We start from the raw sequence: 26,937 nt of genomic DNA, 5'->3' as shown, positions 1-26,937 counted from the left end.
TCGTCTTTGTGATTAAAGATAAGGCATCTCTTAAGATTACATACAAACTTTGTTGCATAGGACTTTTAGGTCCATATAAAGTACTACATTATTTACCCATTTCTTGAGCGGTCTTCTCTAGTTCTGTATACCACTCTTCACCAAACTTACGTATCAACGCATCCTTAGTAAATTTATAAACAGGCACAGATAGTTCTTTCCCTAGAGAGCAAGCATCGCTACAGATAGGCCAGCGATGATAATTTACTGCCGAAAATGAGCTGTATTTTTGTACACGAATAGGGTACAAATGGCAAGAAATAGGCTTGCGCCACGACACTTCACCTGCATTGTAAGCATCCTCAATACCACAGCTTGCCCATCCTTTATCATTAAAAGTAACGTAAGCACACTCAGCTCCATTTACTAGCGGTGTCTCAAGTTCACCGTCACGCACGATACTGGTTCCCTGCTCCTCAATTGCCGCAATTCCTTCTGGACGCAAAAAAGGTTTTACCTTATCATAAATATCTGCCATGATGGTAACCTCATCTTCTTCAAGTGGTGCGCCAGCTTCACCTGCGATGCAGCACTCCCCTTTACAAGCATTGAGATTACAGACAAAATCTTTTTCGATAATGTCTTCAGAAACGATGGTTTTTTTGAGTTGGAACATAGTTGCGCAAAGATACTGGGAAAGTATCAAGTAAAAATGTGTGAGTAGCGAGATTATTTATGGTTATGATTTTTACGCTTTCGCGAAAGCGTACCACTTCAAACTACCTAGGCTGCATACATTTTATCAATAAGTGCTTTGTATTTTTTTTGAACTACTTTGCGTTTAATTTTTAGTGTAGGCGTTATTTCTCCTGCTTCTATGCTAAACTCACGAGGAAGCAGTGTAAACTTCTTTATCTTCTCAAACGCTGAAAATTCCTGCTGAAGCTCGTCAAAACGTTTCTCAAAAAGTGTTACAACCTCCTTATTCTCAATGAGCTCTTCCATACTATCAAAAGAGATATTGTGCTCGAGGGCATACTTTTTTAAGTTCTCAAAATTAGGAACGGCAAGTGCCGTCACATATTTCTGCTGATCTCCTATTACTGCAAGTTGCTCAATGAGAGCATCACTGATAAGTGCTGTTTCTAATTTTTGAGGAGCTATGTATTTACCTCCAGATGTTTTCATTAAATCCTTGATTCTATCTGTGATGTAGAGGTTCCCATGCTCATCTAGTCTTCCTGCATCACCTGTACAAAACCATCCGTCCTTAAAAACCTGAGCTGTAGCTTCTGGCTTTTTATAATAACCTTGCATGACTCCAGGGCCTTTAACGAGGATTTCATCATTATCTCCTATTTTAATCTCAGTACCTTCTATGCTTTTTCCAGCAGAGTTGAATTCAAAATTTGTGTATCCAAATAAAGAAACTGTTGCGGTAGTTTCTGTAAGACCATAGCCACATTTTACGTCAAGACCAAAGGAGTGAAAAAATGAAACCATCTCTGCCGCAAGAGGTGCTCCACCACAAGGCATAAATTTAATACGCCCTCCAAAGAGTGCACGCAGTTTGCTTAACACAAGCTTATCTGCAAGCTTATATTTGAGACTTAGTGCTAGTGGCACATTTTTCTCTAGTCTTTTGTGCTTATTGTAGTAGTCATTACCCACACCTAGCGCCCAGCTCGCGAGTTTCTGCTTTGTAGGGGAAGCTTCTTTTGTTTTTGCTTGTATCGCAGCATAAATTTTTTCAAAAATACGAGGCACCGTACACATAACTGTTGGTCGTACTTCCTTGAGCACCTCTGCAATTTTCTTTGGATCTTGGTTAAAATAAACTTCAATCCCCATGTGCAAACAGAAAAACACCCAACTACGTTCAAATATATGACTGAGTGGTAAAAAGCTTAACGACACATCTTGGTCAGATATATCTAATTCATATTTATGTGCTGCGAGGGAAGCTCCTATATTAGTATGGTCTATCATCACACCTTTAGGTTCTCCTGTAGTTCCAGAGGTATAGATGATACTCGCTAGATCCTTTACATCAAGATTTTGCTGTCTTTTTAAATAGATCTCTTCAATTTCTTGAGTAGGGCTAGCGGCAACAAAATCTTCTAAATACATAGAAGAAACAGATGACTTTAACTTTATGGTATCTGTGAGAGCTACTATAAGCTTTAAATAGGATGAGCTTTCTAGAAGCCCATAAGCCTGATCGTATTCATGCTGATTACCCACAAAAAGCAAACTTACCTCAGCATCATTAATTACATAGTCTACTTCCTTTGTAGAGCATGTTGCATAGATAGGTACTGTTACTGCTCTTATGCTCATTATCGCAAAATCTGCAATAATCCAGTTAGGCATATTTTCGGCAAAGATGGCTACGTTATGCTGTGTTCCAATCCCAAATTGCAGCAAACCTTTAGCAAGGTTTTCTACTTGCTCATACATTTTCTTCCAGCTTATACCTTCCCAAGTATTAAGTGTCTCATTCTTTACGTAAAGCGCATTCTTGTTTTCAAAGCGTAGCGCATTTTCCTTGACATTTACTACTAGGTGTTTGTAATCCATAAACTGTAATTAATTACGATATTTAATCATTGAGGTTTTCCAAAATTAAACATTAATAGCCCGTTTCTTCTTTTATTAACCGCAGTAGCGTGTATTAACACGCTTTTATTAACCTCTGTTAATAGAAATGAAGCATCCCTGCAGAAAACCTTATATTTATCTAACATACAGTTGTACTTAACACAGCAACTATTCTTAAAATTCTCTTCTATGAAACCCTGGCCTCTCTGTCTCTTTTTTACTGCTCTTATAGGCACTGCTCAAACTCCTACAGATGTACTCATAGACCAAAATCTCAAGAAAACTCTAATTGAACATAAAGCCTTTGTGAGTATTCCTAACTTGCCTTCAAACCCAGCTTTGATGCTAGAAAATATTGCTTTTGTAGAAAAGCGCTACAAGGCGCTAGATTTTACAACCAGCTTATTAGAAACTAGCACGCTCCCTATTCTTCTTGTAGAGAAGGTCTATGACCCAAATTATAAAACGGTGCTCTTTTATGTTCATATAGATGGACAGGCAGTAAATCCCGCAACCTGGGATCAAGAAGATCCTTTTACACCTGTACTCAAGGAGAAAAATAGCTCTGATGACTACAAAGCTATTTCTTGGGATCAACTAGATAGTAAAATAGATGATGACTGGCGCATTTATGGCCGTGCCGCTGCAGATGATAAGGCACCTATTATGATGTTTATTACTGCGCTACAACTTTTACAAGAACAACAAAAAGAGCCTGCTTTTAATATCAAGGTGATTTTTGACCCAGAAGAAGAATACAACTCGACGGCTTTGCTTTCTACCCTAGACACTTATAAAAATAGATATGCAGCAGATTATTTTGTGGTAATGGATGGTCCTGCTCATGATTCTAATAAGCCTACACTCACTTTTGGATGTAGAGGAATTGCTACTGCAGCAATTACCACTTACGGTGCCCGCCTACCTCAACATAGCGGTCATTATGGCAACTATGCGCCTAACCCTGTTTTTAGACTTGCAAACTTACTTACAACGATGAAAGATGATGATGGCAAGGTGCTCATTGAAAATTATTATAACGGAATTACCATCACTCCAGAGACGGCTCAAGTACTCTCTTCTGTACCTTTTGAGGCAACTGAATTCAATAAAAAACTTGGTGTTCACACCGCCGAAAAAGTAGGAAGTTCATACCAAGAAGCGCTGCAATATCCTTCTCTAAATATTAGACAGATAGGCACCTCTTGGACTGGCGAAGGTTTAAAAACGGTAGTTCCAGAGTATGCGATTGCACATCTAGATATACGCCTTGTTCCAGAGACAGATGGTGACGCACAACTAGCAAAGATTAAAAATCATATCATTAAACAAGGTTATTATCTTATAGACCGAGCACCCACAGATGAGGAAAGGCTTATCTACCCTAAATTAGCAACTTTTACAGGGAAGACTTCTGTAAATGCATTTAGAACAAATCCGGATGATGCTTTTGGCAAAAAAATGAGGGAAGCACTATCACAATCTTTTGGTGAAGACCCAATTACTATTAGAATGATGGGCGGCACTGTGCCTATTGTTCCCGTGATTAAGGCGCTAGATGTCCCTACGGTTATACTTCCACTGGTTAACATGGATAACAATCAGCACAACCCTAATGAGAATATACGCATAGGGAATATTAGACAAGGCATCAAGGTATGTCTAGCTTTACTTGAGACAGCTTTTTAAGGAGGTTTTTGTGTTGTCACGCTTTCGCGAAAGCGAACTAACACGCACTGGTGAGAAGCATTGCATAAAAAGCAAAACGTCCAACTTACAAAAAGTTGGACGTTTTTATTGTGTACTTACGCTTTCGCGAAAGCGTGATTTATTTACTTAATATCAAAACGATCTGCGTTCATTACTTTAGTAAACGCCTTGATAAAATCTGCAACAAAACGTTGCTCTCCATCATTTGCTCCATAAACCTCGGCAATTGCTCTAAGCTCTGTGTTTGATCCAAAAATCAAATCTGCACGAGATCCTGTAAACTTCATCTCACCGGTGCGACGGTCACTTCCTGAGAATAATGTCTCATCAGAAGAAAGCTCCTTCCAAGTATATGTAAAGTCTAGTATGTTTGTAAAGAAGTCGTTTGATAACTGTCCAGGTCTATCTGTAAATACACCTACTTTAGTACCGTTATAGTTTGTACCTAATACACGTAAACCTCCTACAAGCACTGTCATTTCTGGAATAGAAAGTCCTAGTAATTGTGCGCGATCTATAAGCATTGCTTCGGCAGCTGTTGCTTTTTGTGTATGACTCACATAGTTTCTAAAACCATCTGCTTTAGGCTCAAGATAACCAAAGCTATCTACATCTGTTTGCTCTTGTGTAGCGTCTGTGCGTCCAGGTATAAATGGTACTGTAACTTCATGACCAGCGTCTTTTGCTGCCTTTTCTACTCCTACTGACCCTGCAAGAACAATAAGGTCTGCCATAGATACATCTCCATCAAAATCACTCTGGATAGTACCGTAAACATTAAGCACTTTATATAACTGCTCTGGGTTGTTTACTTCCCATCTGTTTTGCGGTGCAAGACGGATGCGTCCTCCATTTGCCCCACCACGCTTATCAGAATTTCTGAACGTAGAGGCAGATGCCCACGCTGTAGAAACCATTTCTGAAACCGTAAGTCCTGATGCTGCTATTTTTACTTTTAAAGTAGCAATCTGATCATCACTTAATGAATATCCAGCATTACTTGGTACTGGATCTTGCCATAATAACTCTTCACTAGGTACTTCTGGCCCTAAGTATCTCTCTACAGGTCCCATATCACGATGTGTTAACTTATACCATGCTCTTGCAAATGCATCTTCAAAAGCTTTGTGATTTTCGTGAAATTTTTGTGAGATTTTTAAATATGCTGGATCTACTTTTAGCGCAATATCTGCTGTAGTCATCATAAGACGCTGTCTCTTTGATGCATCTCCCGCCATAGGTGCCATCTTAGCATTTGATGCTTCTGTAGGTGTCCACTGGTGTGCACCTGCTGGGCTCTTGGTAAGCTCCCAGTCGTAATTTAATAGTACATCAAAATAATCTGCATCCCATTGCGTAGGGTTAGGTGTCCAAGCTCCTTCTATACCAGAAGTAATGGTATCATCAAGTACTCCTGTACCAAAGCTATTTTTCCACCCAGTACTCATTTCTTCAATATTAGCTCCATGAGGCTCTGTTCCTACATACTTGTCTGGATCTGCTGCACCATGCGCTTTACCGAAGGTGTGACCTCCAGCTACTAGCGCTACCGTCTCCTCATCATTCATTGCCATACGACCAAAAGTCTCTCTTACATTTGCTGCAGAACCCATAGGGTCTGGAACTCCGTTAGGTCCTTCTGGATTTACATATATCCAACCCATCATTACTGCTCCTAATGGCGCCTCTAACTCGCCCTCTGCATAACGCTCATCATTTGCTCCCCACTCTGTCTCGCTTCCCCAGTAGATATCTTGTTCTGGTTCCCATACATCTTCACGTCCTCCGGCATAACCAAAAGTTGGGAACCCCATAGATTCTAATGCGCAGTTACCTGCAAGCACCATTAAATCTGCCCAAGAAATTTTATTTCCATATTTTTTCTTGATAGGCCATAATAATAAACGAGCCTTATCAAGGTTTCCGTTATCTGGCCAACTATTAAGTGGTGCAAAACGTTGTGTTCCAGAGCTTGCTCCTCCACGTCCATCACCTATACGGTAAGTTCCCGCACTGTGCCAAGCAAGACGGATCATAAATCCTCCATAGTGACCATAATCTGCAGGCCACCAGTCTTGTGAATCTGTCATTAAATCAAGTACGTCTTGTTTAAGAGCACTAAAATCAAGACTATTAAATGCCGCAGCATAATCAAAGTCACCTCCTAGTGGATCTGATTTTGTAGCATTCTGTCTAAGTATATTTAAACGAAGTTCATTAGGCCACCAGTCACGATTAGTTGTACCGCCACCAGATGTTTGTTTATGTGCGCCTCCCATGAAAGGACACTTTGCCGCTTGAGATTCGTCGTTAAGATCAAATGTTTCTGTATTTTTCATTCCAATAGGTTTTACAAGGTTGATATGGTAAAAATATTTATTATCCATCTAGCTAACTATAGTTTATCATTAGAATAAATTAAAGTTTAATAGCCAAAAACTATGACGGTAATTTATATTAAACATTACATGTGTTTTAAATAAAATGTTACCAACTTATTAATAGTGCATTAAGTTACGTATTGTATTTATAATTCTCCTCACTAATGCATTATGTATCCTTTAATTAAGGCTACCTTTGCGCGCATTTTAAAATGAATATGCAATGAAAATAGATCTTAAAGAAATACTTACTGCCGCAATGGTGCTATTTGCTGTAATTGATATAATAGGGAGTATTCCTATTATATTAAAACTGCGAAAAAAGGCAGGACATATACAGAGTGAGAAGGCTGCCTTAGTAGCACTTATTGTAATGATTCTATTTGTATTTGTAGGGGAGAGCATACTAGGACTCATAGGTGTTAATGTATATGAATTTGCAGTAGCAGGTTCTTTTATTCTATTCTTTATAGCCCTAGAAATGATTCTAGGAGTTAGTATTTTTAAAGATGATGATGGTATTAGTGCAAAGACCGTATCTGTGTTCCCACTCGCCTTTCCATTAGTAGCAGGACCAGGTACTCTTACCTCGCTTCTTGCATTACGCGCAGAATATGACCTTAGCAATATTATAATTGCTATCATACTCAACATCTTGCTAGTCTATATCGTGTTAAAAACTTCTAAACACATAGAACGCTTCTTAGGAAAGAACGGTATTGCTGTAATACATAAAGTTTTTGGTGTAATTTTGTTAGCAATCGCTGTAAAGCTTTTTACCGCAAACATTCAAGAACTCTTTAAGTAATACTATGAAGTTTATAATCCCTATTGGAATCTTACTGGCGCTAGGCCTTCTTATTTATAATGTAACGTTACTAGACTTTTCTAATCTCCTTGAAGGTGAAAGCAGCATTGCTTTAATAGGAGTTATTGCGTGTGCGTGTGCGATATTGTTATTACTTATTTTACGTACCTCTCGGAAGATTGCAGAGAAACATAAATAGCATACAGCTACATTAGGTATATAATGTATGGGTTATATATCTCGTAAACAATTCCAACAATTAAAGTGAGTATTGCTAGTGCTGTAAAACCAATGTGCAATTTTTGATACCACAGATTACGTCGCAACTTCCAGATGAGTTTCTCATCATCTAGATCTTCTATTTGAGCCAGAATAATAGGCGGCTTTAGATAAAAAGGACTTACAGATATACCGTGACGTATAAGTAGTGCAGCACTATTATCTAGCAATCTAAAGATGATTGCGATAATATAAACATATATAGCTACTACCATTAACATAGGTTATTCTTTTTCAAGGGTAAGTTCTATTACTTTTTGAATTACGGCGTCTTCTTTATTTACCATCATCTCAAAAGCATTGTTATCAAAAAGCTGTCTAGCCATTGTAGCTTTGAGGTATTTCTTATACAAGTCTTTATACTTACTTGCTTTCAAATTAATCTGTCTAAACTGTGCGAAAGATATAAAATCTTCTACTACTTGATCTGATATAACAACCTCTTCTTGAAATTGCTCCATACTCAAGCTGTTGAAGTACGTTCTGTCTTTTTCTAATTGCTCAAATATAAATAAGCGCATATATCCAGAACGTAGCACGTAATTGAGATGCTCAACCTCATAGTCTGTATTTTTAGGAACAAAAATGTCTGGTATGATTCCGCCTCCGCCGTATACAATTTTACCTTTAGGAGTTCTAAATTTAAGAGAGTCTGCCACTTTGATACTATCTACACTGCGTAGCTCGCCATTTTCATATCTATTGAGATAATCTTCAAAATAATCTTTATCTCCTAGCTCATAAGGCTTCTGTATAGAACGTCCAGTAGGAGTGTAATAACGAGCTATAGTTAATCTTACAGCACTACCATCACCTAAATCCATTTCTCGCTGCACAAGTCCTTTACCAAAGGATCTTCTACCCACTATTACTCCCTTGTCGTTATCTTGTAATGCTCCCGCAACAATCTCACTAGCACTTGCAGAGTTCTCATTAATAAGTATAAACACTTCTCCTTCTTCAAAAATACCACCGTCATCGGTGTAGCTATTTGAAATGTTTCCTGTTTTATTTTTTGTAAAAAGTATGAGCTTGTCTTCTTCTAAAAATTCATCTACCACTCCCTCTGCACTAGAGATATAACCTCCTGGATTATCCCTTAAATCTAGTGCAATTTTAGTCGCTCCATTATTTTTAAGATCTATGAGCGCTTTCTTGAACTCTTCATGAGTAGACTCTGCAAAACGGTTAATCTTGATGTACCCAAGATTATTAGTAAGCATATAACTGCCTACCACACTAAAAATAGGCACATGATCACGTTTAAAATTAAACGTCAAAAGGTCTTTAACTCCAGGTCTTTTTATTTTGATTTCAATAGGTGTTCTTGCTTTACCCTTTAAAATACTAGATAGAGAGTCATCTGTAATTTCTTTAGTAGATAAATTGATGCCATCTGCATAAACAATGCGGTCTCCACCTTTGATTCCGGCACGAGCACTAGGCCCTCCTTTAATAGCCTGTATTACCGCAAGCGAATCATTATAAGGATAAAAACTCACCCCTATACCTACAAAATCACCTTTCATATTCTCCTCCATAGCACTATACTCGTCTGGTGGTATGTAAGTAGAATGTGGGTCTAGATTGTCTAAAATACCATTTACAGTAACATCTACAATGCTATCTGTATTAATGACATCTACATACTCATAATCTATATAATCGATAAGCTTATTAAGTTTATCCTTTTTTGCATTTGAAGTAAACAACGCGGTATCATTATATCCAAAATCTAGTAAGCTTCCTAGCAAAATGCCTAAAGCAATGCCCAAGCCAAAGAGTAGGGGAATATATTTGCGTTGTATTTTCATTTATGAATCGATATCTTGAAGATGTACTATCTCAACGCCTGCTTTTTCTAAAAATTTCACACCCGTTAGATCTTTATAAGCATTATGATATACAACACGCTTAATACCTGCTTGATGTACTAATTTACTGCAGTCCTTACAAGGACTCAGTGTGATGTATAACGTAGCTCCATGGCACGATTGTGTAGAGCTAGCAACCTTTAAAATTGCGTTTGCCTCTGCATGCAATACATACCACTTGGTATTATTTTCATCGTCTTCACAAATATTTTCAAAACCAGTAGGTGTACCATTATATCCATCAGAGATAATCATCTTGTCTTTTACAATGATTGCTCCCACTTGCTTACGGTTGCAGTACGACAGTTTTCCCCACTCTCGAGCCATTCTCAAGTAAGCGATGTCATATTTATGTTGTTTTGAAGCCATTAGCTATTGTGATGTATGTATGTATGTACGCTTTCGCGAAAGCGTAAAAAAAATATAATATATAACTTATTTACACACTACTAAAAGCATGCAAAACAATTATTAAAAATTAATGCTAGAAAGTGCTGTTTTAAACACTGGAATGGCGACTCCAATCACTATGGATGAAATAACCATTACCCAATCCCTAAGTGAAAATCTAAAAATTGCCTGACCCACAAAACTTATAATAAGCACTACAAATACAATGATTAATTGTGCTGCTTCAATACCTAAAGTATATTCTATTAATGGTAACAGCTTACTTTCTGAGCTTGCTGTCATCATTTTAAAATATGTAGAAAAACCTAGCCCGTGAATTAATCCGAAAAATAGCGCTGCAAAAAGGTGAATACCTATCTTCTGATTGCGATTCTTTTTACCAGCTGTAAAAATATTATATAGAGCAGTAATTAAAATTGTTATAGGTATAAGAACCTCTACTAATGATGAATTAACTCTAACAACTCCGTAAGCCGATAGTGCCAGCGATAAGGTATGACCCAGTGTGAAAATGGTTACTAATGTCAATAGTTTTTTCCAGTTAGAAAACAAGTACGGCACTGTGAGTACTACTAAAAAAAGTATGTGATCATAGGCGTTCCAATCTAGTACGTGGAAGAGGCCTTCTTTAAAATAAAATAAGAATGAATCCATCTAAAAAAATTAGGGGTTTTATCAAATGTACAAATTAAAAATCTTGATTAAATAGCTATCTTTGATGCTTACTTTAAATTAAGAAATATGTCTTTTTCAGATTTATATGATAGCGGGTTCCGCAAGAGAAACGAAGATCACTTTGCATCTATTGTGAGAGTGGCAATGGATGATGGTGTAATTTCAGACAAGGAAAAAGCTTTTTTAGACAGGCTTGCTCGTAACCTTTCTATATCTGCAGAGGATTATGAAATTATTCTAGGAGACTACATGTCTCACCCTATTAACCCTCCTACTACTTATGACAGAAGGTTAGAGCGTTTATACGATCTTACACGTATGATTCACATTGATCATGATTTTGAGGAAGAAGAACCTCTTTTGATTAGACTTTCTATAGGTTTAGGTTTTGCTACAAGTAATGCACCTTATGTTGCACATAAAGCACTTACTCTTGTAAGAGAAGGTACTGATCTTGATACATTTCAAGATGAAATCAAAAATATGAGCCGCTAGATTGTAGCTTTTATCATAAATTAAAAAGGGGAAGATCTTCATGAGATCTTCCCCTTTTTGATTATTTTTTAAGAAGATTTTACTCTTCCTCCTCTTCTAAAGAAAGTACTTCTTTACTTTTTCTTTTATAACGCGTTAAGAGTCTCTCTATAGTTTCAAAAAGAAGCTCTGCATCTATAGGCTTTGTTAAGTACGCATTCATACCTGCTTCCTTTGCAGCATCTTGCTCTTCTTGGGCCGTTCTAGCAGTAAGCGCTATAATAGGAAGTTTACTTATTTTACTATTAGAATGACTTCGTATCTGCACTGCAGTATCAAGCCCATCCATTATAGGCATCGTAAGATCAAGTATCACTAAATCATAAGTGTTTCTGTCTAAAAATTCTAGAACACGCTCACCATCTTTTGCAATATCTATACTATAAGCACCATGGTCTACAAATAGACGAAGCATTAACAACTGATTCACCTCAACATCTTCTCCTAATAAAATACGTGGCTTTTTTCCAGTAGCTTTTTTATTCTTTGTCTTCTTAGTCTTTTCTTTCTTCTCTCGTTTCTGGTTATGAGAAACCCCCATATACACCGTAAAACTAAATGTAGATCCTTTGCCCTCTACACTGCTTACCTCAAGATCACTCTCTAACAAGTGTGTGAGTTGTTTTACGATACTAAGTCCTAATCCAGATCCTCCAAAAAGACCTCTTTTTTCTAACTGTGTAAAGCTATCAAAAATACTATCTATCTTCTCCTTAGGTATTCCTATTCCAGTATCTGTTACTTCAAAAGTAACAGGGATTCTTCTCGCATTTTGAGAATCTGTTTTTACACAGAATTTTATATTTCCTTGATGCGTGTATTTTAATGCATTCTCTAATAAGTTTACAAGGATCTGATTGATTCTAAGATGATCGCCCACTAAGAAACGCGGAATCTTTGAGCCCATCTCAAACTCAAAAGAAAGTCTCTTCTCATCTGCTCTGAGTTGATAGGTTTTCCCTAAAACTTCTATGAATTCTTTAAAGTCAAAGCGCCTCTTTTTAATTTCTAACTTGCCTGCTTCAATCTTAGATATATCCATCAAGTCATCTAAAATAGTCACTAGGTTCTTAGATGAATCTTTTACAATATTAAGAATGTCTAGTTGCTCTCTTGTGATATCTGTATTTTCTAGCACAGAAAGAAAGCCCACAATACTATTGAGCGGAGTACGAATTTCGTGGCTTACGTTTGCAAGAAACTTATTCTTAAAACTACGCTGTATTTCTAACTCTTGATTAAGTTCTTGTGTGATATTAAAACCTATGATAGACTCATTACGCACCTGTTTAATCTGATGTACGGTTTTGTAGTGATCTGTGAGATCGTTTAAAATTACGACTAACGTATCGTCATCTCTTAATATGGTCTTTATATCTAAGAAATAAAGTTTTCCTAGCACCTCTACTTGAACACAAAAGAAAGTATGTTCTTTTTTTGTCTCCTCAAAGACATTCATCAGTGAGTAGAAAAATGGGTGAAACTCTGTTATATCAGAGTTTTTGCTAATAGAAAATAGGTTTTGATCTGAGTCTACAACATTCAGTCCTCTATTAACAATAAGTAATTGTGTGGTTTTATTAAAAAAATCCTGTCTAAGGTTATCAAGCATTTTTAAGCAATTGCGCTGCTACATCATTAAACAGCTGTTCAACATTTTCTCCGGTCTTTGCACTGGAAAGATAGCTATGTTGAACATCTTGAGCCTTGAGAGCTGCCATGATTTCATCCTTGTCGACTAAGTCTACTTTATTTCCGATAATGTGCACAGGCACTTGGGGATACTTATCTTTTAAGTGACTTAAGTTATATTTTAAATCACCATATGTTACTGCTCTAGATGCATCAAACACATAAATAAAGCTAGAAGCTCCCATTAAGTATGATGGTCTATATTTTGTAAAATCATCTGTTCCTTCTACGTCCCATATGATTAACGTTACTTTATCGGAGTTAATAGTTACCTCCTTCTTCATTATATGCACACCAATAGTCACTACATAGTTATCTGAGAAGTTATTCTCAACAAACCTGCGAAGCAGTGAAGACTTACCAACACCAAAATGTCCTAGTAATACTATTTTTTTAGATACGCTCATCTGTAAAATACTCTTTTAATTTTTTGGTAAATTTTTGATTGTCACTTAAATCATCTTTGTTTATCACAAACTGAGCAAAGTCAAGTAACACATCATCAAGTTTATTTTTATATTCATCATCATAAATACCGCTCAAAATTACGGCAATATAATATTCTGAGAAATTTTGTAAATGAATAGTATAGAGTTGATAATCTATCCTCTCTAATTCCATATCCCCTCTCTCAAAAGCGTCCTCTGCAAAGCTTTTAATCGCCGTGAGCATACCCGCCATCATATCCTTGTCCATCGTTTTGGTTTTTGAATAGCTTGCTTTAAGCAATCCAGAACCTTTTTCGATTACAAGTATTTGTTCAATATACGCTTTATATTCTTCTTTAAGCAGTGCCGCTGCAGTAGGTCTTTCCTTACCCTTAGACTTAAACATACTTCTAAATGAAAATGCATTATCTATTTTCTCACTTATGGAGTCGTTAAGCTTTTTTATTTCTGCTTGGACATACCTTTTTATCATTTTACCCATAATAGGGTATAATGCTTCTACCACAGCATCCTGAGAATTTTTAATTTCAGATTTTAATGTTTGGGTTATTGTTGGCCCTAGAGTTTCGGGCATCTCTTTTACAAAGTTCAACAAACGTTCATCTAGAATGGGACCCACTCTATCTGATAAGTGTTGCTGTCTCTCTTCTAGGTCTTTGAGTTTTCTGTATATATCATTCTCAGGCTTTTTCTCATCTGTGAGTAAAAGCTCTTTTAAAATTTCAAGACGTTCATCAGTTGTCATTAAAAATTTTCAGAGATTGATCTAAGCTTTTATATTCTCACCAAGACGTATGAGCATATCACCTAAGCTATCACGGCTTACCTTTCTATTATCAAGGTCTTGAGTTTTATCATCAAGTGCCTGTTCAAGATCAGAAATACGAATATTTACATCTGTACTTAGATTATCTATAGCCGTCATGATCTCTTTACGAGCATCATCTACATAAGAGAGCATTTCTTCACGCTTTTTTGTGATATCTGCCTTTAGAGTGTCAAATTCGTGATTATATTCTTGAATATTTTCACCGAAAATGAGGTTCTTGATAGCCTCAATTTTAGAATTTGCAACATCAGGTAGTTGCTCATTCTGTGTAGGGTCTTTTTTAGCCATAATAGTAGTAGCCTTGATATTTGTTTAATCAAATATAAAAAAAATCCCCCGCCTTATGAGTTTTAATCCCTCTTAACTCAACAATTAAGACTCCTTCATGAAACTTTCGGCTTTTTCGACCATTAATTTGCTTCCACAAAAGAAAGGAACTCGTTCATGCAGCTCTGTAGGTTGTAGGTCTAAAATAGCTTCAAAACCATCACTTGCTTTACCTCCTGCTTGCTCTGCTATAAAAGCCATAGGGTTGCATTCATACAGTAAGCGTAGTTTACCATTGGCTGCTTTTGAGCTTTTTGGATACATATAGATTCCTCCTTTTATCATATTTCTATGAATATCAGAAACTAACGAACCTATGTATCTAGACGTATAAGGACGGTCATCCTTTTCTTCTTGACAATATTTTATATATCTCTTCACTCCATCTGGGAAGTGAACATAATTACCCTCATTTACAGAATAAATACTGCCCATTTCTGGAAACTGCATGTTAGGATGAGAAAGGTAAAAAGTACCAATCGCTGGATTAAGTGTAAAACCATTAACACCGTGACCTGTAGTATAAACAAGCATAGTAGAAGTCCCATAAACGATATAACCTGCTGCTACTTGCTCTCGCCCTTTTTGTAAAAAGTCCTCCATAGTTACTGGAGTTCCAGCTGGAGTAACACGTCTATATATAGAAAAGATGGTTCCTACTGAGACATTTACATCAATATTAGAAGAGCCGTCTAGAGGATCCATAAGTAATATGTACTTATTATTATTATCCCCATTTTGACCTTCTAAAGAGATAAAATCATCATTCTCTTCACTAGCTATTCCACATAATATGTTTCTGTTAGTAAGTGTACGTATAAAGGTGTCATTTGCCATTACGTCCAGCTTTTGCTGATCTTCACCTTGGATGTTTGTCTCGCCAGCTGCGCCCACGATATCTACAAGGCCAGCCTTGTTCACTTCGTGGTTTACTACTTTGGCCGCAAGGCGGATAGAGTTGATCAAGCGAGAAAGCTCTCCAGAAGAATACTGGAACTCAGCTTGATTTTCAATAATAAACTCTCCTAATGTTTGGTTTTTTCTTGACACGATACGTGTTTTTTGATTTAGTGCAAAAGTAACTTTAATCTTAAATTACTACAACGTTTTCGTTTAAGAATAGTTAATGTAATTATTTACCTTAGCGTCGCTTAGACAAAAACAACCCTATACATGAACATCTCTATTCAAAAAGCAACACCAGAAGATATGCCCGCTGTACTGGGTCTCATAAACGAGCTAGCAGTTTATGAAAAAGAGCCAGAAGCAGTAAAGATTACAGAAAGAACGCTCCTAGAAAACGGTTTTGGTGAGCATCCTCTTTTTACTTGTTTTGTAGCCAAAACAGCAACCGAAGTTGTAGGTATGGCATTATGCTACTTCCGCTTTTCTACTTGGGATGGAAAATCATTACACCTAGAAGATCTGGTGGTAAAGGAATCTTTACGTGGCAAAGGAGTAGGGCAACAGCTCTATGATCAGGTTATGATTTTTGGAGCAGAGAGCGGTGTAAAACGTGTAGAATGGGTTGTGCTAGACTGGAACACTAGCGCTATCGAGTTTTACAAAAAAAGCAATGCAAAGTTTTTAAAAGATTGGCATCTTGTACAGATGGATGAGCAACGTCTTCAAGATTACATTAAAAAAATTAATGCTTAACAATTCTTGGTACGGTTGTGAGGTATACGCTTTCGCGAAAGCGTAACTAAAACCTAAACAACAACACATCACCATTTGTTTATTAATAAGCGCTCATTTAAAACGAGCGACTCACTTAGAAAAGTAAGATTACCAATATGCAGGTATTTAAATTTGGAGGAGCATCTGTAAAAGATGCAGATGGCGTAAAGAATGTAGCAACTGTGCTGCAAACTATGGGGGGTGGAGAAAAGCTCGTTATAGTCTCTGCAATGGGAAAAATGACTAATGCCATGGAGGCTATTGTTACAGCTTACTTTGATGATAAAAGCAGTCTTCCAGAACATATAGAGCACACCGTAGCTTATCACAGAGAGATTACTAATCATCTTTTTGAAAAAGGTGATGAAGTTCTTGAAAAAATAAAAGAACTCTTTGCCGAACTCAAAGGCTTTCTTGCCTGGAACAAATCGCCAAAATATGATTTTGTTTATGATCAAATCGTCTGTTATGGCGAGCTTATATCTACAACCATCATAAGTGCATACCTTAACAAGCAAGGGCTTGCAAATACCTGGCTAGATGCGAGACGTCTTATAAAAACAGATAGCAGTTATCGCGACGGACGCGTAGACTGGAAGGCAACGCAAGCAGCGATAAAAGAGCATGTAAACCCAAAAGTGCTTACTATCACTCAAGGATTTATAGCATCAGACAGTAATAACTTTACAACCACATTAGGCAGAGAAGGATCTGATTATACGGGAGGCATATTTGCATACTGCCTCGATGCAGAAAATCTGACCATCTGGAAGGATGTTCCTGGGGTATTAAATGGTGATCCTCGAGTTTTTAACAACACCGTTTTATTACATGAAATCCCATACGAAGAAGCAATCGAGCTTGCATTTTATGGAGCTTCTGTTATTCATCCTAAAACGTTACAACCGTTGCAACGTAAAGAAATACCGCTTTATGTAAAATCCTTCCTCAACCCTACGGCAGCTGGCACGATGGTAAGTAGTGTATCTACGCTAGCACCTATGGTTCCGTGTTATATTGTCAAGAAAAACCAAGTACTCATATCACTATCTTCACTAGATTTCTCCTTTATGGTAGAAGATAATATTGCCGAGGTTTTCCAGTTGCTTTCTACTTACAAGCTCAAAGTTGACCTTATACAGAACTCTGCGATAAGCTTTTCTGTATGCGTAGATAACAAATTTAATGGCCTAGAAAAGCTTACAAAACAGCTCAAAGGGAAATTTAAAGTAAGAGTTACCACAGGGGTTTCTCTTTATACAATAAGGCATTTTGCACAAGAAGCTCTTGATAAATTTCAAGAGGATAAAACCGTGCTTCTCAAGCAAGTTGCTCAAAACACAGTGCAACTTGTGACACAAAACTAGAAGTATGCGGTCTCTAGGTTAATAAAATGTAACTATAGCAAACCCTATTTGTTATATTTGCCTACTTAAAATAACCACAAAAATAATGGGTCTAGTCACCGCCAAAGAAGTTGCACGAGCTATAAATGTCGATAAATTTGGCTTTATAGGCACCTTTGCTGGGTGGTCATTAATGAAGATTCTTAAAATCTCTTCTCTCAATAAAGTCTACGACCGCAATAAACATTTAGGAGACCTTGAATTCCTTAATGCATTGCTTGATGAATTTAATATCAAGTTTGAAATCCCAGAAGAAGATTTAAAAAGGTTACCTAAGGATGGTGCTTATGTAACGATATCAAATCACCCACTGGGTGGTATAGATGGCATATTACTACTCAAATTAATGCTTGAGCAACGTCCAGATTTTAAAATCATCGCAAACTTTTTACTACACCGCATTGAGCCGCTTAAGCCTTATGTAATGCCAGTAAACCCTTTTGAAAACAAGAAGGATGTAAAGTCAAGTATCGCAGGTTTTAAAAGTGCGATATCTCACCTTAGAGACGGTCATCCTCTAGGTATTTTTCCTGCAGGAGAAGTCTCTACTTATAAAGATGATAAACTTATTATAGACAAACCATGGGAAGAAGCAGCTATGAAGCTGGTTAAAAAGGCAGAAGTCCCTATTGTGCCCATATATTTTCACGCAAAAAATAGTAGGCTCTTTTATCAATTATCACGCTTAAGTGATACACTTAGAACGGCTAAGCTACCTAGCGAACTCCTCACGCAAAAAAATCGAGTAATAAAAGTACGCATAGGAAACCCTATAAAGGTCACAGCTCAAAAGGAACACGAGTCTCTTGAAGACTTTACAGAGTTTTTACGCAAGAAAACGTACATGCTGGCAAATTCCTTTGAGAAGAAGAGTATTTTAAAAGAGATTCCTCAAAAATTAAAAACTCCAAAGGAACCTAAAAAGATTGTTACAGAAATGAGTAGCGATCTTATAGAAGACGAAATTTTACGCTTGCGCGAAAATGATCGTCGCCTTCTCACTAGTAAAAACTATGAAGTATATCTAGCTCCTGCTCAAGAGATGCCTAGCATTTTGCGAGAAATAGGACGACTTAGAGAAATCACCTTTAGAGCGATAGGAGAGGGAACAAATGAAGCTATAGATCTAGACAAATTTGATAGATACTATTATCATATGTTCTTATGGGATAATGAAGCAAATGCACTTGCAGGAGCCTATAGAATGGGACTAGGATCTAAGATTTATAAAGAGCACGGTATTGACGGGTTTTACCTTCAAGATCTTTTCCGTTTTGAGCCAGAGCTTCACAAAATGATGAGTGAGAGTATTGAAATGGGTCGTGCATTTATCATAAAAGAGTACCAACAAAAACCTATGCCACTTTTCCTTTTATGGAAGGGTATAGTACATACTACATTGCGCTTTCCAGAGCATAAATACCTCATAGGTGGAGTGAGTATTTCAAATCAATTTTCAAACTTCTCAAAGTCACTGATGATTGAATTTATGAAATCACACTATTACGATCCTTATATCGCACAGTTTATACGTCCTAAAAAAGAATGGAAAGTAAACCTCAAAGATGCCGATAAGGAGTTTGTTTTTGATGAGAGTAAAGCAGACCTTAATAAGTTTGACAAACTCATTGAAGAAGTAGAACCAGGGTCGCTACGCCTTCCTGTGCTCATAAAAAAGTATATTAAGCAGAATGCAAAGGTTATTGCCTTTAACGTAGACCCACTGTTTAATAATGCCATTGATGGTCTTATGTATATCCGTATTGCAGATCTACCAGAGAGCACTGTAAAACCTGTTATGGAAGAGTTTCAAGCAGAGCTTGAAAAAAAATATAATCAGCGTAATACAGAAGAGGAGTAAAAAACGTTTACTCCTCTTTCTATATAAATCTTATACTACCTGTATTCTGGATTTTCAAAGTTCCAGCGAGTACCATCGTCCCAGTCACCTCGAGAATTCCCATAAGCTGGATATCCCCCTTGTGCTTTAAGCATACTTGCAAGATGCAGTAAGTTGTATGTCATGAAGGTCGTGTTGCGATTTGTAAAGTCATTATTTTTTGCTCCACTTTCTTCATCATTATAGCTAGCACCAGGACCAGCTTCACCTATCCATCCGCAATCTGCTTGTGGCGGTATACTATAACCTATATGTTGTAATGAATACAGTGTACTCATGGCTACGTGCTTAATACCATCCTCATTACCGGTGATGATACAACCACCTGCTTTTCCATAAAAATAGTATTGCCCTTTCTCATTGCGGTTACCACTTTCTCCGTATAAACGTTCTATAAGCTTTGTTGCAACAGAGGACTTCTCACCTAACCAGATAGGAGTTCCTACTACGAGAATATCTGCCTCTTCTATTTTTTTAAAAATTTCTGGCCATTCATCTGTCTCTTCTCCATGCTCTGTCATGTCATGATACACCCCAAAGGCTACATCATGATTTACAAATCTTAAATATTCTACAGTAACACCTTCAGCTCGCATAACATCTATAGAGACATCCATGAGTGCCTTAGTATGGCTCATGTGAGGTGTTTTTTTGAGCGTGCAATTTATATACAGCGCTTTTAGGTTTGAGAAATCAGGTTTTTCTTTCATATCTAAGATTTGACGTTTAAACTGTTAATAACTTACATTTTTGAATTACAAATTATATTAAAACTCGATTTACATAGCTTCAGACTTCTATTTACTGTGGATAGTACGCTTTCGCGAAAGCGTAAAAATCAACCTTCCATTTGCGCCATCAAATCGTTGAGCTTATCTTGAGTAATAGGCTTGACAATAAAGTTTTTTACATTACTGTATGATTTGGCTTTCTCTTTATCTCTAGGATCTATGGAACTTGTTACAATAAAGATGGTAATTTTCTTAATTACTTCTATTGTAATAATACCATCTAAAAATTGCCACCCATCAAGAATAGGCATATTTATGTCTAACAGTATGACATCTGGGATTGCAGACTCTACGGTACCTCGCAATACAGGAGCAAGGTGATTGAGTGCTTGTTCTCCATCATGAAAAATTAAAAACCCCTTACAGAAGTTACTCATTTTCATTAATCGCTGTGCTCCAAAAACAAAAATTGGATCATCGTCTATTATGCAGGCTATATCTATTTGCTTCATCGCTTTAAATAAATTTTAAATGTAGATCCTTTACCTACTGTACTGTCTACTTGAACACATCCTCCTAACGCTTCAATCTGGTTTTTTACGATGTATAAGCCTAAGCCTCTTGAACTTTCATTTCTATGAAAAGTCTTGTAGAGACCAAAAATTTTACTTCCGTGTAGATCTAAGTCTATTCCAAGGCCATTATCTGTAAAATGTATGATTGTATAATTATCATCTTGCGTAGCACTAACTACAACTTTTAACGGCTCATTCTCACGTCTGTATTTAATAGTATTAGATAAAATATTTAAGAATATACTTCTCAGATATTCTGGTATCGCCATAACCCTGAGCTGAGGAGATACGCTTACTGTTACAGTACCACAAACCTCATGAAATAAGGTGTTTAGACTTGTGAGTGTCTTATCTATAATCTGGACTACATTGATCTCTACAAAATCATCTGAGGTAACATTTTCAAAAGAAGATACTTCGCTTAAATTCTCAATAGTTTCTTCTAGATTTCCAAATGCATTTTCTAGCATTTGAAATACAGAGGATTCTTCTATTTTAGGAATATCCTGTTTTAAAAAAGTCAATAACATATCCAAATTACTGGTATGTGATCTTAAATTATGCGAGACAATGTGTTTAAAATTTAATAATTTCTCATTTTGCCCTTCTGTCTTACTTAACAAATCTTCTATTTGATGATTTGCATTTTTGAGAGATGTTATATCTGTAATCTGGCATATATAATAATCTGGACTTGAAATCTCAGATCTTACTAATGACACAGAAATAAGCGCCCAGATAGTTTTACCCGTTTTATGTATAAAACGCCTCTCTGCTTGATAGTTCTCAGTATCTCCAGATAGTAATTTATCTTTGAGAATTATATTAATAGCAAGATCTCCTGGGTAATTCAAATCGCGAAGTCTTAGTGCACTAATTTCATCTACTGTATATCCAAAAATCTTAGATACCTGAGGATTAAATTGCATCCACTCTCCTTTAAGTGAAATGAGAGCCACTCCATTAGGAGCATTTAGAAAGGTTTTTCTAAATTTTTGCTCTTTCTGTTTAAGCTCTAATTGTGCTTTTTTTTGAGAATCTATATCTTGAAAAATACCATAAATTTTGGTGCACGATCCATTTTCAACTACTGGAACTCCTACAGATCGAACCCACTTCTCTTTACCACACGCGGTAATAATTATATAATGACCATCAAATTTTTGTGCGTGAGTAATAGCATTTTCAAAGTCTCGCTGTACCTTATCACGATAAAAACCTTCTTTATAAAATTTTATAGCCTGCATCACTGTAGGCTCAAAATCACAGGAAACTCCGTGTAACTTTTTTGTGCCTGCACTCCAGAGCACTTTTTCTCCTCCCACATTAAACTCCCACATACCAATTGAGGCTGCTTCTTGTAGCAATAATGATACATCCTCATCAAGTGATGGGAATGTTGAAGTGGGGGAATTAGAAGTTTTCATTTATAGGGTTGCTATAACATTCTGATTTACAGAGCTGTTATATTACATTAGTAGACTAAAGTAGTTATTTTTAGTTCCATAGCATTCTAAAATTAATTTTAAATTTGGCAAATGCGAATGATTAACATTTACTTAACGCTACTGTTGCACAATAAAAAAGTCTAACTAATCAATCAAAAAATAGATTATATCCTGAATAATTAACTCAACCCTAGAAAAATCATTTCCCAATTATTACAAGGATGTTGTGGCGGCAACTTCTCTAATAACATTAAGTAGACGCTCTGTGTGCTTTGTTGTCGTAAAGGGATTCATAAATGTGGTTCTTAAATAGAATTCTCCACGTAAAGAGGTTCCCACAATATAAAACTCTCCATCTTCTAGTAGTGCTTTTCGTATGTTTTGATTGATACGATTGATATCACCAGCACTCGCTTTGTATCTAAAACATACAATATTTGAGACAGGAGCTAGCGCCACCTCAAAATCTTCTTGCTGCTCTACCAGCGCCCCAAATTCCTTTCCCGCATCATAAAGCGTGGTAACAAAATCATCAAAAAATTGAACTCCATATGCATTTATAATAGCATAAAAGCGCAAGCTCATCATGCTTTTTGTACACTCAAAAGTCCTTTTGGCTAGGTTAAACCAGTCTGCATCTTCGTTCTTTTCCCAGAGATATTGTGCTTTTTGCTCAAAAGTAGCATAGCTCGCCGTACTTTCTTTAAAGATAACTGCAGTTGCCAGCGCACTTGTGCCCATCATTTTATGACCATCTATAATTATGGAATCGGCTTTATCTGCTCCATTTAAGAGATGTTTATACTTTGGTGAAAAAATAGCTGCTCCACCATGTGCTGCGTCTATGTGAAACCATATTTTTTTTGCTTTCGCGAAAGCGTGAATCTTTTCTAAATCGTCATAAACCCCAGTACTTGTACTAGGTGCACTACCCACAATGGCTATCACTTCATAACCCTTTCCCACAGCCGAATCATAATAAGTATCTAGCAACTCTGTGCGCATCTTGTAACCATCATCTGCAGGTATTTTTATAATACCCTCGCTCCCAAGACCCATAATTCTAGCGGCTCTATCTACGCAATAGTGCGCCTCCTCAGATACCATAATAGCTAGTTTACTGCTGTGTCCTTCATTCCAAACATCATCTTCTGCCATCACTCTACGAGCAGCGAGTAATGCCGTAAGGTTTGCAAGCGTCCCTCCAGAAGTTAGAAATCCGTCGCCATTTTCAAAACCAATAGTTTTTGCGAACTGCTCGATTATTAAACGCTCTAGTGCGGTAGAGGCTGCGCCCATCTCATATACCGCCATCCCATTATTAAGCTGTGCGCTTAACAATGTGGCTAAAGCAGATACAGGCACCGTAGGCGCGACCTGATGACCTATATATTTAGGATGGTGCGTGTGTATCGATCTCGCGATAACAGTCTTAAAAAAGTCTGAGGTTGTATGAGCAGCTGAGATATACTCTTTCCAAAATTGATACTCATTTTCTGGCGTTGTCCATGTGATGACTTTCTCAGACTGTCCAGAGGTAGTGTCAGACAGATATTGCGATATTTGATTAACTAGATCCGTCCCTTCTTCTTTGAAAAGTGAGCTGTCGTAGGCTTTTTTTAATAGGGATGTACTCATTACTTCTCAGACATTTTGGATTTTGTGTGCTCAAAAAAGTCATAAAACAATCCCTGCAATTGCTCCCATTTACGAGCATCTATGCTGTAATATTGGGCCTTGCCTTTAAACTGACTTTTTAAAACTCCTGCTCTTTTAATTACTTGTAAGTGCTGTGAAGTAGTGGGTTGCGAAAGCCTAATTTTTTCAGAAATATCTTGACATAGGCAGCCATCACAATCACCTATGTATTCTATGATAGCCACACGTGCCGGGTTAGAGAGAATCTTTGCCAGATCTGCAATCTGATTTGCCCTCATAGAATGTATATGCCTTTTTGTAACTCCCATAATATTGCGTTGTTTATACTCTAAAGATATACATAAATTGTAATATCGCTATATTACGATACAATATTTAACAAAAAAGCCCAGACTAGCTGGGCTTCTATTATACTAGAACCAAGGTTTTCTACCTACTTGGTATGTATTATAAAATTCTTCATCAGATTTCGTTAGATAAATAATACCCTCGATTAATCCTATTAATCCTGTTGCCCAGACTACTAGTACACCTATCCCTACACAAGAAAGAATAATACCCACAATACTTATAACAAGCATAATAATTCCTTCCTTTTGATATCCCAAAATAAACTTATGTACTCCAAATGCCCCAAGAAAGATCCCTAGAAGACCAGCGAGCATTTTTTTGTTATCAGTACCGTTAGTTACTTTATTCCACTCTTCTTTTGCACTATTGCCAAATTCATTGGCAGTATCTTTTGCTTCGTTAGCAAAATCACTTGCAGCTTTCTTTGCATCGTCTGCCATGTTTTTTGCATCATTACCTGGCTTGTCACCCGGTATTTTTTCGTCTTCTAAACTCATCTGGTTGGTTGTTGGTTAATTAGCTCTAAAACTACAAAAAAGATTGAGATACTTCTACGCTATTCTTCCTTTAAAAACTCACTATCAATAGGCTCCCACAATTCGATTTTGTTTCCTTCTGGGTCAAGTATCCAGCCAAATTTCCCATAGCTATATTCTTCTATCTCTCCTACAATCGTAACACCTTCTTCTTTGAGGACAGCCAATAACGCAATTAAATCATCAACCCTAAAGTTAAACATGAACTGTTTCTTACTAGGAGAAAAATAGGTCGTATCATTATTCATGGGGCTCCATTGTGTAGAGCACTTCTTTCCGTTCTCATCACGCCACCAGAATGTCCAGCCGTATTGATCTGTAGGAATGCCTAGGTGATTTTTATACCATGCCTTTTGTGCATCTGGATCTTCACTTTTAAAAAACATTCCTCCTATACCTGTGACTCTTTTCATAACGCTATATATTTAAGTGACTTACTCTTTCTTGAGAATAAATGCTGCAATAAGACTAACCACAAAACCAAGTATAAACGTCATTACAAACATCATAAGCCCTGCAATAAATGACATCTCTGTCCCACTATATTGACTATACATTTCTCTTTGAGCTTCAAGCTGAGAGATAGCAACTGGATTCTTTGACTCCACAGCAAGTTCCATAGCATAGTCATTATACTCTATAAAAAAAGATGGATTTACAAATAAGGTATAGACAATGTCTGCCAGCGCTACGCCTAACCCTCCTAGAGCCGCAATAATAATTCCTGTTTTTAAGGCTTTCCCGAAAGATATTTTTCCAGCATACACCGTATCACGCTGATAAGCAACACCAAAATACACCATAGCCGCTGTCATACCCATAACTCCCCATCCTACGAGCTCTTGTGTTCCATAATCAAGACTCTTACCTAAATATAGAGCTAGTGAAAAACCAAGCAAGCCTATAAAAAAGGCAATCATTCCAAACTTCTTTATTACTAAACTCATAGTATTATATGTATAATTAATAGATTGAATTTAAGAGAATCGTTTCAGTACCTTATCTACAATCGTTTGAGATAATTTGATTTTACTTTCTACTGTCCAGCCCGCGATGTGCGGAGTAAGTAGTACATTGTCTTGCTTAATAAGATATTCCAATGGTGCTGGCAGATTTGAACTTCCATCTGTGGTAAATAAATTCTCAAAAGAGAGCTTTTCATACTCTAGCACATCAAGCCCTGCACCTAATACTTTACCACTTTTCATAGCTGATACCAGATCTGCAGTAACTACAGATTTCCCTCTAGCAGTATTTATGAGATAAAATGGTTTTGCAAATGCATTTATAAAAGTGGCATCTACCATTTTATCCGTTTGCGGAGTCCAAGGTGTGTGCAAACTCACAACATCTACTTGCTCTTGAAATTCTTGTAATGATACTTGGCGTGCACGCTCGTCTCCCACGATTTCTTTAATATCATAACAGAGCACCTCACAATCAAAACCCTGAAGTTTCTTTGCAAAAGCCTTTCCCATGTTACCGTAACCTATGATTCCGACCGTCTTGCCTTCTAGCTCAACACCTCTGTTTGCCTCTCGGTTCCAGTTACCTGCTTTTACTTCTGCATCTGCACGATTTAAGTTATTGAAGAGACTCAATAACATTCCTAGCGCTTGTTCTCCTACGGCATTTCGATTACCCTCTGGTGCACTAATGAGATAAATTCCCTTGCTCTCTGCATAAGGAATATCAATACTTTCCAGTCCCGCGCCCACGCGAGCGATAAATTTGAGATTAGGCGCTGCATCAATAAACTCCTTATCAATATTAAAACGGCTTCTTATCACAATACCATCGTATTGCGCAATGATAGCTTCTGTCTCTTTTTTTGTTATTGCATAATCCTCCACATTCTCATGACCCGCAGCCGTGAGCTGCTCTATAAGAAGTGGATGATTATTATCTAAGTGTAATATCTTCATTAAATGTTTTTTATTTTTTTCTCACAGGAATCCAGCCTAAAAAAAGACCTAGTCCTATTGCCATCATTATTCCAGACACAAAACCTATACCTCCAGTTACATCGTCAAAACCAAAAATCAACACTCCCGCAATTGCCATGATAATAACACCTACAATTTTTTTATTATTCATAATCC

Annotated in this window: 29 protein-coding genes; 7 read left to right on the top strand and 22 right to left on the bottom strand. The window is 37.0% G+C overall.

Features of this window, described 5'->3' with window-relative positions; translation table 11 throughout:
* Window positions 1–88: 88 nt before the first annotated feature.
* Window positions 89–655, bottom strand: coding sequence for a DUF3109 family protein (locus ACJJVW_RS08150; RefSeq protein WP_013750447.1), 567 nt, complete (start codon window positions 653–655; stop codon window positions 89–91).
* Window positions 656–762: 107 nt separating this feature from the next.
* Complete coding sequence (locus ACJJVW_RS08145) at window positions 763–2,559, bottom strand: AMP-dependent synthetase/ligase (protein WP_405251289.1); 1,797 nt, start codon at window positions 2,557–2,559, stop codon at window positions 763–765.
* Window positions 2,560–2,769: 210 nt separating this feature from the next.
* Here ACJJVW_RS08145 and ACJJVW_RS08140 point away from each other — a divergent pair, with 210 nt between their 5' ends.
* On the top strand, window positions 2,770–4,269 hold the full coding sequence (locus ACJJVW_RS08140; RefSeq protein WP_405251288.1) for a M20/M25/M40 family metallo-hydrolase: 1,500 nt from the start codon (window positions 2,770–2,772) through the stop codon (window positions 4,267–4,269).
* Between the two features lie 143 nt (window positions 4,270–4,412).
* On the opposite strand, the gene katG is transcribed toward ACJJVW_RS08140, so the two are convergent.
* Entirely contained in the window at window positions 4,413–6,629 is a 2,217-nt protein-coding gene (gene katG, locus ACJJVW_RS08135; RefSeq protein WP_339845708.1) for a catalase/peroxidase HPI, read from the bottom strand.
* Between the two features lie 265 nt (window positions 6,630–6,894).
* On the opposite strand from katG, the gene ACJJVW_RS08130 reads away from it, so the two are divergent.
* Together ACJJVW_RS08130 and ACJJVW_RS08125 are read left to right on the top strand one after the other, a co-directional pair.
* Entirely contained in the window at window positions 6,895–7,479 is a 585-nt protein-coding gene (locus tag ACJJVW_RS08130; protein ID WP_108877651.1) for a MarC family protein, read from the top strand.
* Between the two features lie 4 nt (window positions 7,480–7,483).
* Window positions 7,484–7,678: a hypothetical protein gene (locus ACJJVW_RS08125; protein ID WP_108877650.1), complete on the top strand. Its 195-nt coding sequence runs from the start codon at window positions 7,484–7,486 to the stop codon at window positions 7,676–7,678.
* A gap of 7 nt (window positions 7,679–7,685) precedes the next feature.
* Here ACJJVW_RS08125 and ACJJVW_RS08120 read toward each other — a convergent pair whose 3' ends face one another.
* The 4 genes from ACJJVW_RS08120 to ACJJVW_RS08105 form a co-directional block, all read right to left on the bottom strand.
* Window positions 7,686–7,973, bottom strand: a complete 288-nt coding sequence (locus ACJJVW_RS08120) for a hypothetical protein (protein WP_405251287.1) — start codon at window positions 7,971–7,973, stop codon at window positions 7,686–7,688.
* Between the two features lie 9 nt (window positions 7,974–7,982).
* Window positions 7,983–9,572 carry a S41 family peptidase gene (locus tag ACJJVW_RS08115; RefSeq protein WP_405251286.1) on the bottom strand — a complete coding sequence of 530 codons (1,590 nt, stop codon included), beginning with the start codon at window positions 9,570–9,572 and terminating at the stop codon, window positions 7,983–7,985.
* Window positions 9,573–10,001: a dCMP deaminase family protein gene (locus ACJJVW_RS08110; RefSeq protein ID WP_035334863.1), complete on the bottom strand. Its 429-nt coding sequence runs from the start codon at window positions 9,999–10,001 to the stop codon at window positions 9,573–9,575. It abuts the gene before it with no gap.
* A gap of 102 nt (window positions 10,002–10,103) precedes the next feature.
* The gene (locus ACJJVW_RS08105; protein ID WP_298322882.1) at window positions 10,104–10,697 is read right to left on the bottom strand and encodes a HupE/UreJ family protein; all 594 of its coding nucleotides are present in this window, start codon (window positions 10,695–10,697) and stop codon (window positions 10,104–10,106) included.
* A gap of 87 nt (window positions 10,698–10,784) precedes the next feature.
* Here ACJJVW_RS08105 and ACJJVW_RS08100 point away from each other — a divergent pair, with 87 nt between their 5' ends.
* Window positions 10,785–11,213, top strand: a complete 429-nt coding sequence (locus ACJJVW_RS08100) for a fructose 1,6-bisphosphatase (protein ID WP_041295807.1) — start codon at window positions 10,785–10,787, stop codon at window positions 11,211–11,213.
* A 79-nt stretch (window positions 11,214–11,292) separates the two neighbouring features.
* Here ACJJVW_RS08100 and ACJJVW_RS08095 read toward each other — a convergent pair whose 3' ends face one another.
* The 5 genes from ACJJVW_RS08095 to fbp all read right to left on the bottom strand — a co-directional run bounded on the left by ACJJVW_RS08095 (window position 11,293) and on the right by fbp (window position 15,599).
* Window positions 11,293–12,864 (bottom strand): ATP-binding protein, encoded by a 1,572-nt coding sequence (locus tag ACJJVW_RS08095; RefSeq protein WP_405251285.1) that lies wholly within the window; start codon window positions 12,862–12,864, stop codon window positions 11,293–11,295.
* Window positions 12,857–13,351, bottom strand: a complete 495-nt coding sequence (locus ACJJVW_RS08090) for a Rab family GTPase (RefSeq protein WP_298322892.1) — start codon at window positions 13,349–13,351, stop codon at window positions 12,857–12,859. Before ACJJVW_RS08090 ends, ACJJVW_RS08095 begins: the two co-directional genes overlap by 8 nt.
* Complete coding sequence (locus ACJJVW_RS08085) at window positions 13,338–14,138, bottom strand: cell envelope biogenesis protein OmpA (RefSeq protein ID WP_298322895.1); 801 nt, start codon at window positions 14,136–14,138, stop codon at window positions 13,338–13,340. Before ACJJVW_RS08085 ends, ACJJVW_RS08090 begins: the two co-directional genes overlap by 14 nt.
* A gap of 21 nt (window positions 14,139–14,159) precedes the next feature.
* Entirely contained in the window at window positions 14,160–14,510 is a 351-nt protein-coding gene (locus ACJJVW_RS08080; protein WP_405251284.1) for a fructose 1,6-bisphosphatase, read from the bottom strand.
* 84 nt (window positions 14,511–14,594) lie between these two features.
* The gene (fbp, locus tag ACJJVW_RS08075) at window positions 14,595–15,599 is read right to left on the bottom strand and encodes a class 1 fructose-bisphosphatase (RefSeq protein ID WP_298322898.1); all 1,005 of its coding nucleotides are present in this window, start codon (window positions 15,597–15,599) and stop codon (window positions 14,595–14,597) included.
* A gap of 123 nt (window positions 15,600–15,722) precedes the next feature.
* On the opposite strand from fbp, the gene ACJJVW_RS08070 reads away from it, so the two are divergent.
* From ACJJVW_RS08070 to ACJJVW_RS08060, 3 genes are all read left to right on the top strand, one after another.
* On the top strand, window positions 15,723–16,208 hold the full coding sequence (locus ACJJVW_RS08070; RefSeq protein WP_405251283.1) for a GNAT family N-acetyltransferase: 486 nt from the start codon (window positions 15,723–15,725) through the stop codon (window positions 16,206–16,208).
* Window positions 16,209–16,345: 137 nt separating this feature from the next.
* Complete coding sequence (locus tag ACJJVW_RS08065) at window positions 16,346–17,596, top strand: aspartate kinase (RefSeq protein WP_405251281.1); 1,251 nt, start codon at window positions 16,346–16,348, stop codon at window positions 17,594–17,596.
* Window positions 17,597–17,681: 85 nt separating this feature from the next.
* The gene (locus tag ACJJVW_RS08060) at window positions 17,682–19,496 is read left to right on the top strand and encodes a lysophospholipid acyltransferase family protein (protein WP_339845736.1); all 1,815 of its coding nucleotides are present in this window, start codon (window positions 17,682–17,684) and stop codon (window positions 19,494–19,496) included.
* A 35-nt stretch (window positions 19,497–19,531) separates the two neighbouring features.
* On the opposite strand, the gene ACJJVW_RS08055 is transcribed toward ACJJVW_RS08060, so the two are convergent.
* The 10 genes from ACJJVW_RS08055 to ACJJVW_RS08010 all read right to left on the bottom strand — a co-directional run bounded on the left by ACJJVW_RS08055 (window position 19,532) and on the right by ACJJVW_RS08010 (window position 26,932).
* A complete protein-coding gene (locus ACJJVW_RS08055; RefSeq protein ID WP_405251280.1) occupies window positions 19,532–20,245 on the bottom strand; it encodes a flavodoxin family protein in 714 nt (237 codons plus the stop codon).
* A 128-nt stretch (window positions 20,246–20,373) separates the two neighbouring features.
* The gene (locus ACJJVW_RS08050; protein ID WP_405221286.1) at window positions 20,374–20,778 is read right to left on the bottom strand and encodes a response regulator; all 405 of its coding nucleotides are present in this window, start codon (window positions 20,776–20,778) and stop codon (window positions 20,374–20,376) included.
* Entirely contained in the window at window positions 20,775–22,268 is a 1,494-nt protein-coding gene (locus ACJJVW_RS08045) for a PAS domain S-box protein (protein WP_405251279.1), read from the bottom strand. Before ACJJVW_RS08045 ends, ACJJVW_RS08050 begins: the two co-directional genes overlap by 4 nt.
* 234 nt (window positions 22,269–22,502) lie before the next feature.
* Window positions 22,503–23,927, bottom strand: coding sequence for a pyridoxal phosphate-dependent decarboxylase family protein (locus tag ACJJVW_RS08040; RefSeq protein WP_405251277.1), 1,425 nt, complete (start codon window positions 23,925–23,927; stop codon window positions 22,503–22,505).
* A complete protein-coding gene (locus tag ACJJVW_RS08035; RefSeq protein ID WP_013750470.1) occupies window positions 23,927–24,256 on the bottom strand; it encodes a helix-turn-helix transcriptional regulator in 330 nt (109 codons plus the stop codon). The genes ACJJVW_RS08040 and ACJJVW_RS08035 overlap by 1 nt, the downstream gene beginning before the upstream one ends.
* A gap of 105 nt (window positions 24,257–24,361) precedes the next feature.
* Window positions 24,362–24,796 (bottom strand): TM2 domain-containing protein, encoded by a 435-nt coding sequence (locus ACJJVW_RS08030; protein WP_298322924.1) that lies wholly within the window; start codon window positions 24,794–24,796, stop codon window positions 24,362–24,364.
* Window positions 24,797–24,855: 59 nt separating this feature from the next.
* The gene (locus ACJJVW_RS08025) at window positions 24,856–25,248 is read right to left on the bottom strand and encodes a VOC family protein (RefSeq protein ID WP_405251276.1); all 393 of its coding nucleotides are present in this window, start codon (window positions 25,246–25,248) and stop codon (window positions 24,856–24,858) included.
* A gap of 21 nt (window positions 25,249–25,269) precedes the next feature.
* Complete coding sequence (locus ACJJVW_RS08020; protein ID WP_405251275.1) at window positions 25,270–25,782, bottom strand: DUF4199 domain-containing protein; 513 nt, start codon at window positions 25,780–25,782, stop codon at window positions 25,270–25,272.
* A 30-nt stretch (window positions 25,783–25,812) separates the two neighbouring features.
* Window positions 25,813–26,760 (bottom strand): 2-hydroxyacid dehydrogenase, encoded by a 948-nt coding sequence (locus ACJJVW_RS08015; RefSeq protein WP_405251274.1) that lies wholly within the window; start codon window positions 26,758–26,760, stop codon window positions 25,813–25,815.
* A 10-nt stretch (window positions 26,761–26,770) separates the two neighbouring features.
* Complete coding sequence (locus tag ACJJVW_RS08010) at window positions 26,771–26,932, bottom strand: hypothetical protein (protein ID WP_405221304.1); 162 nt, start codon at window positions 26,930–26,932, stop codon at window positions 26,771–26,773.
* Between the last annotated feature and the right edge of the window lie 5 nt (window positions 26,933–26,937).

This window comes from Dokdonia sp. Asnod3-C12, from assembly GCF_045063975.1.
GTDB lineage: Bacteria > Bacteroidota > Bacteroidia > Flavobacteriales > Flavobacteriaceae > Dokdonia.
Note: the sequence above shows the minus strand (reverse complement) of the source record. Positions and strands in the feature narration are given on the sequence as shown.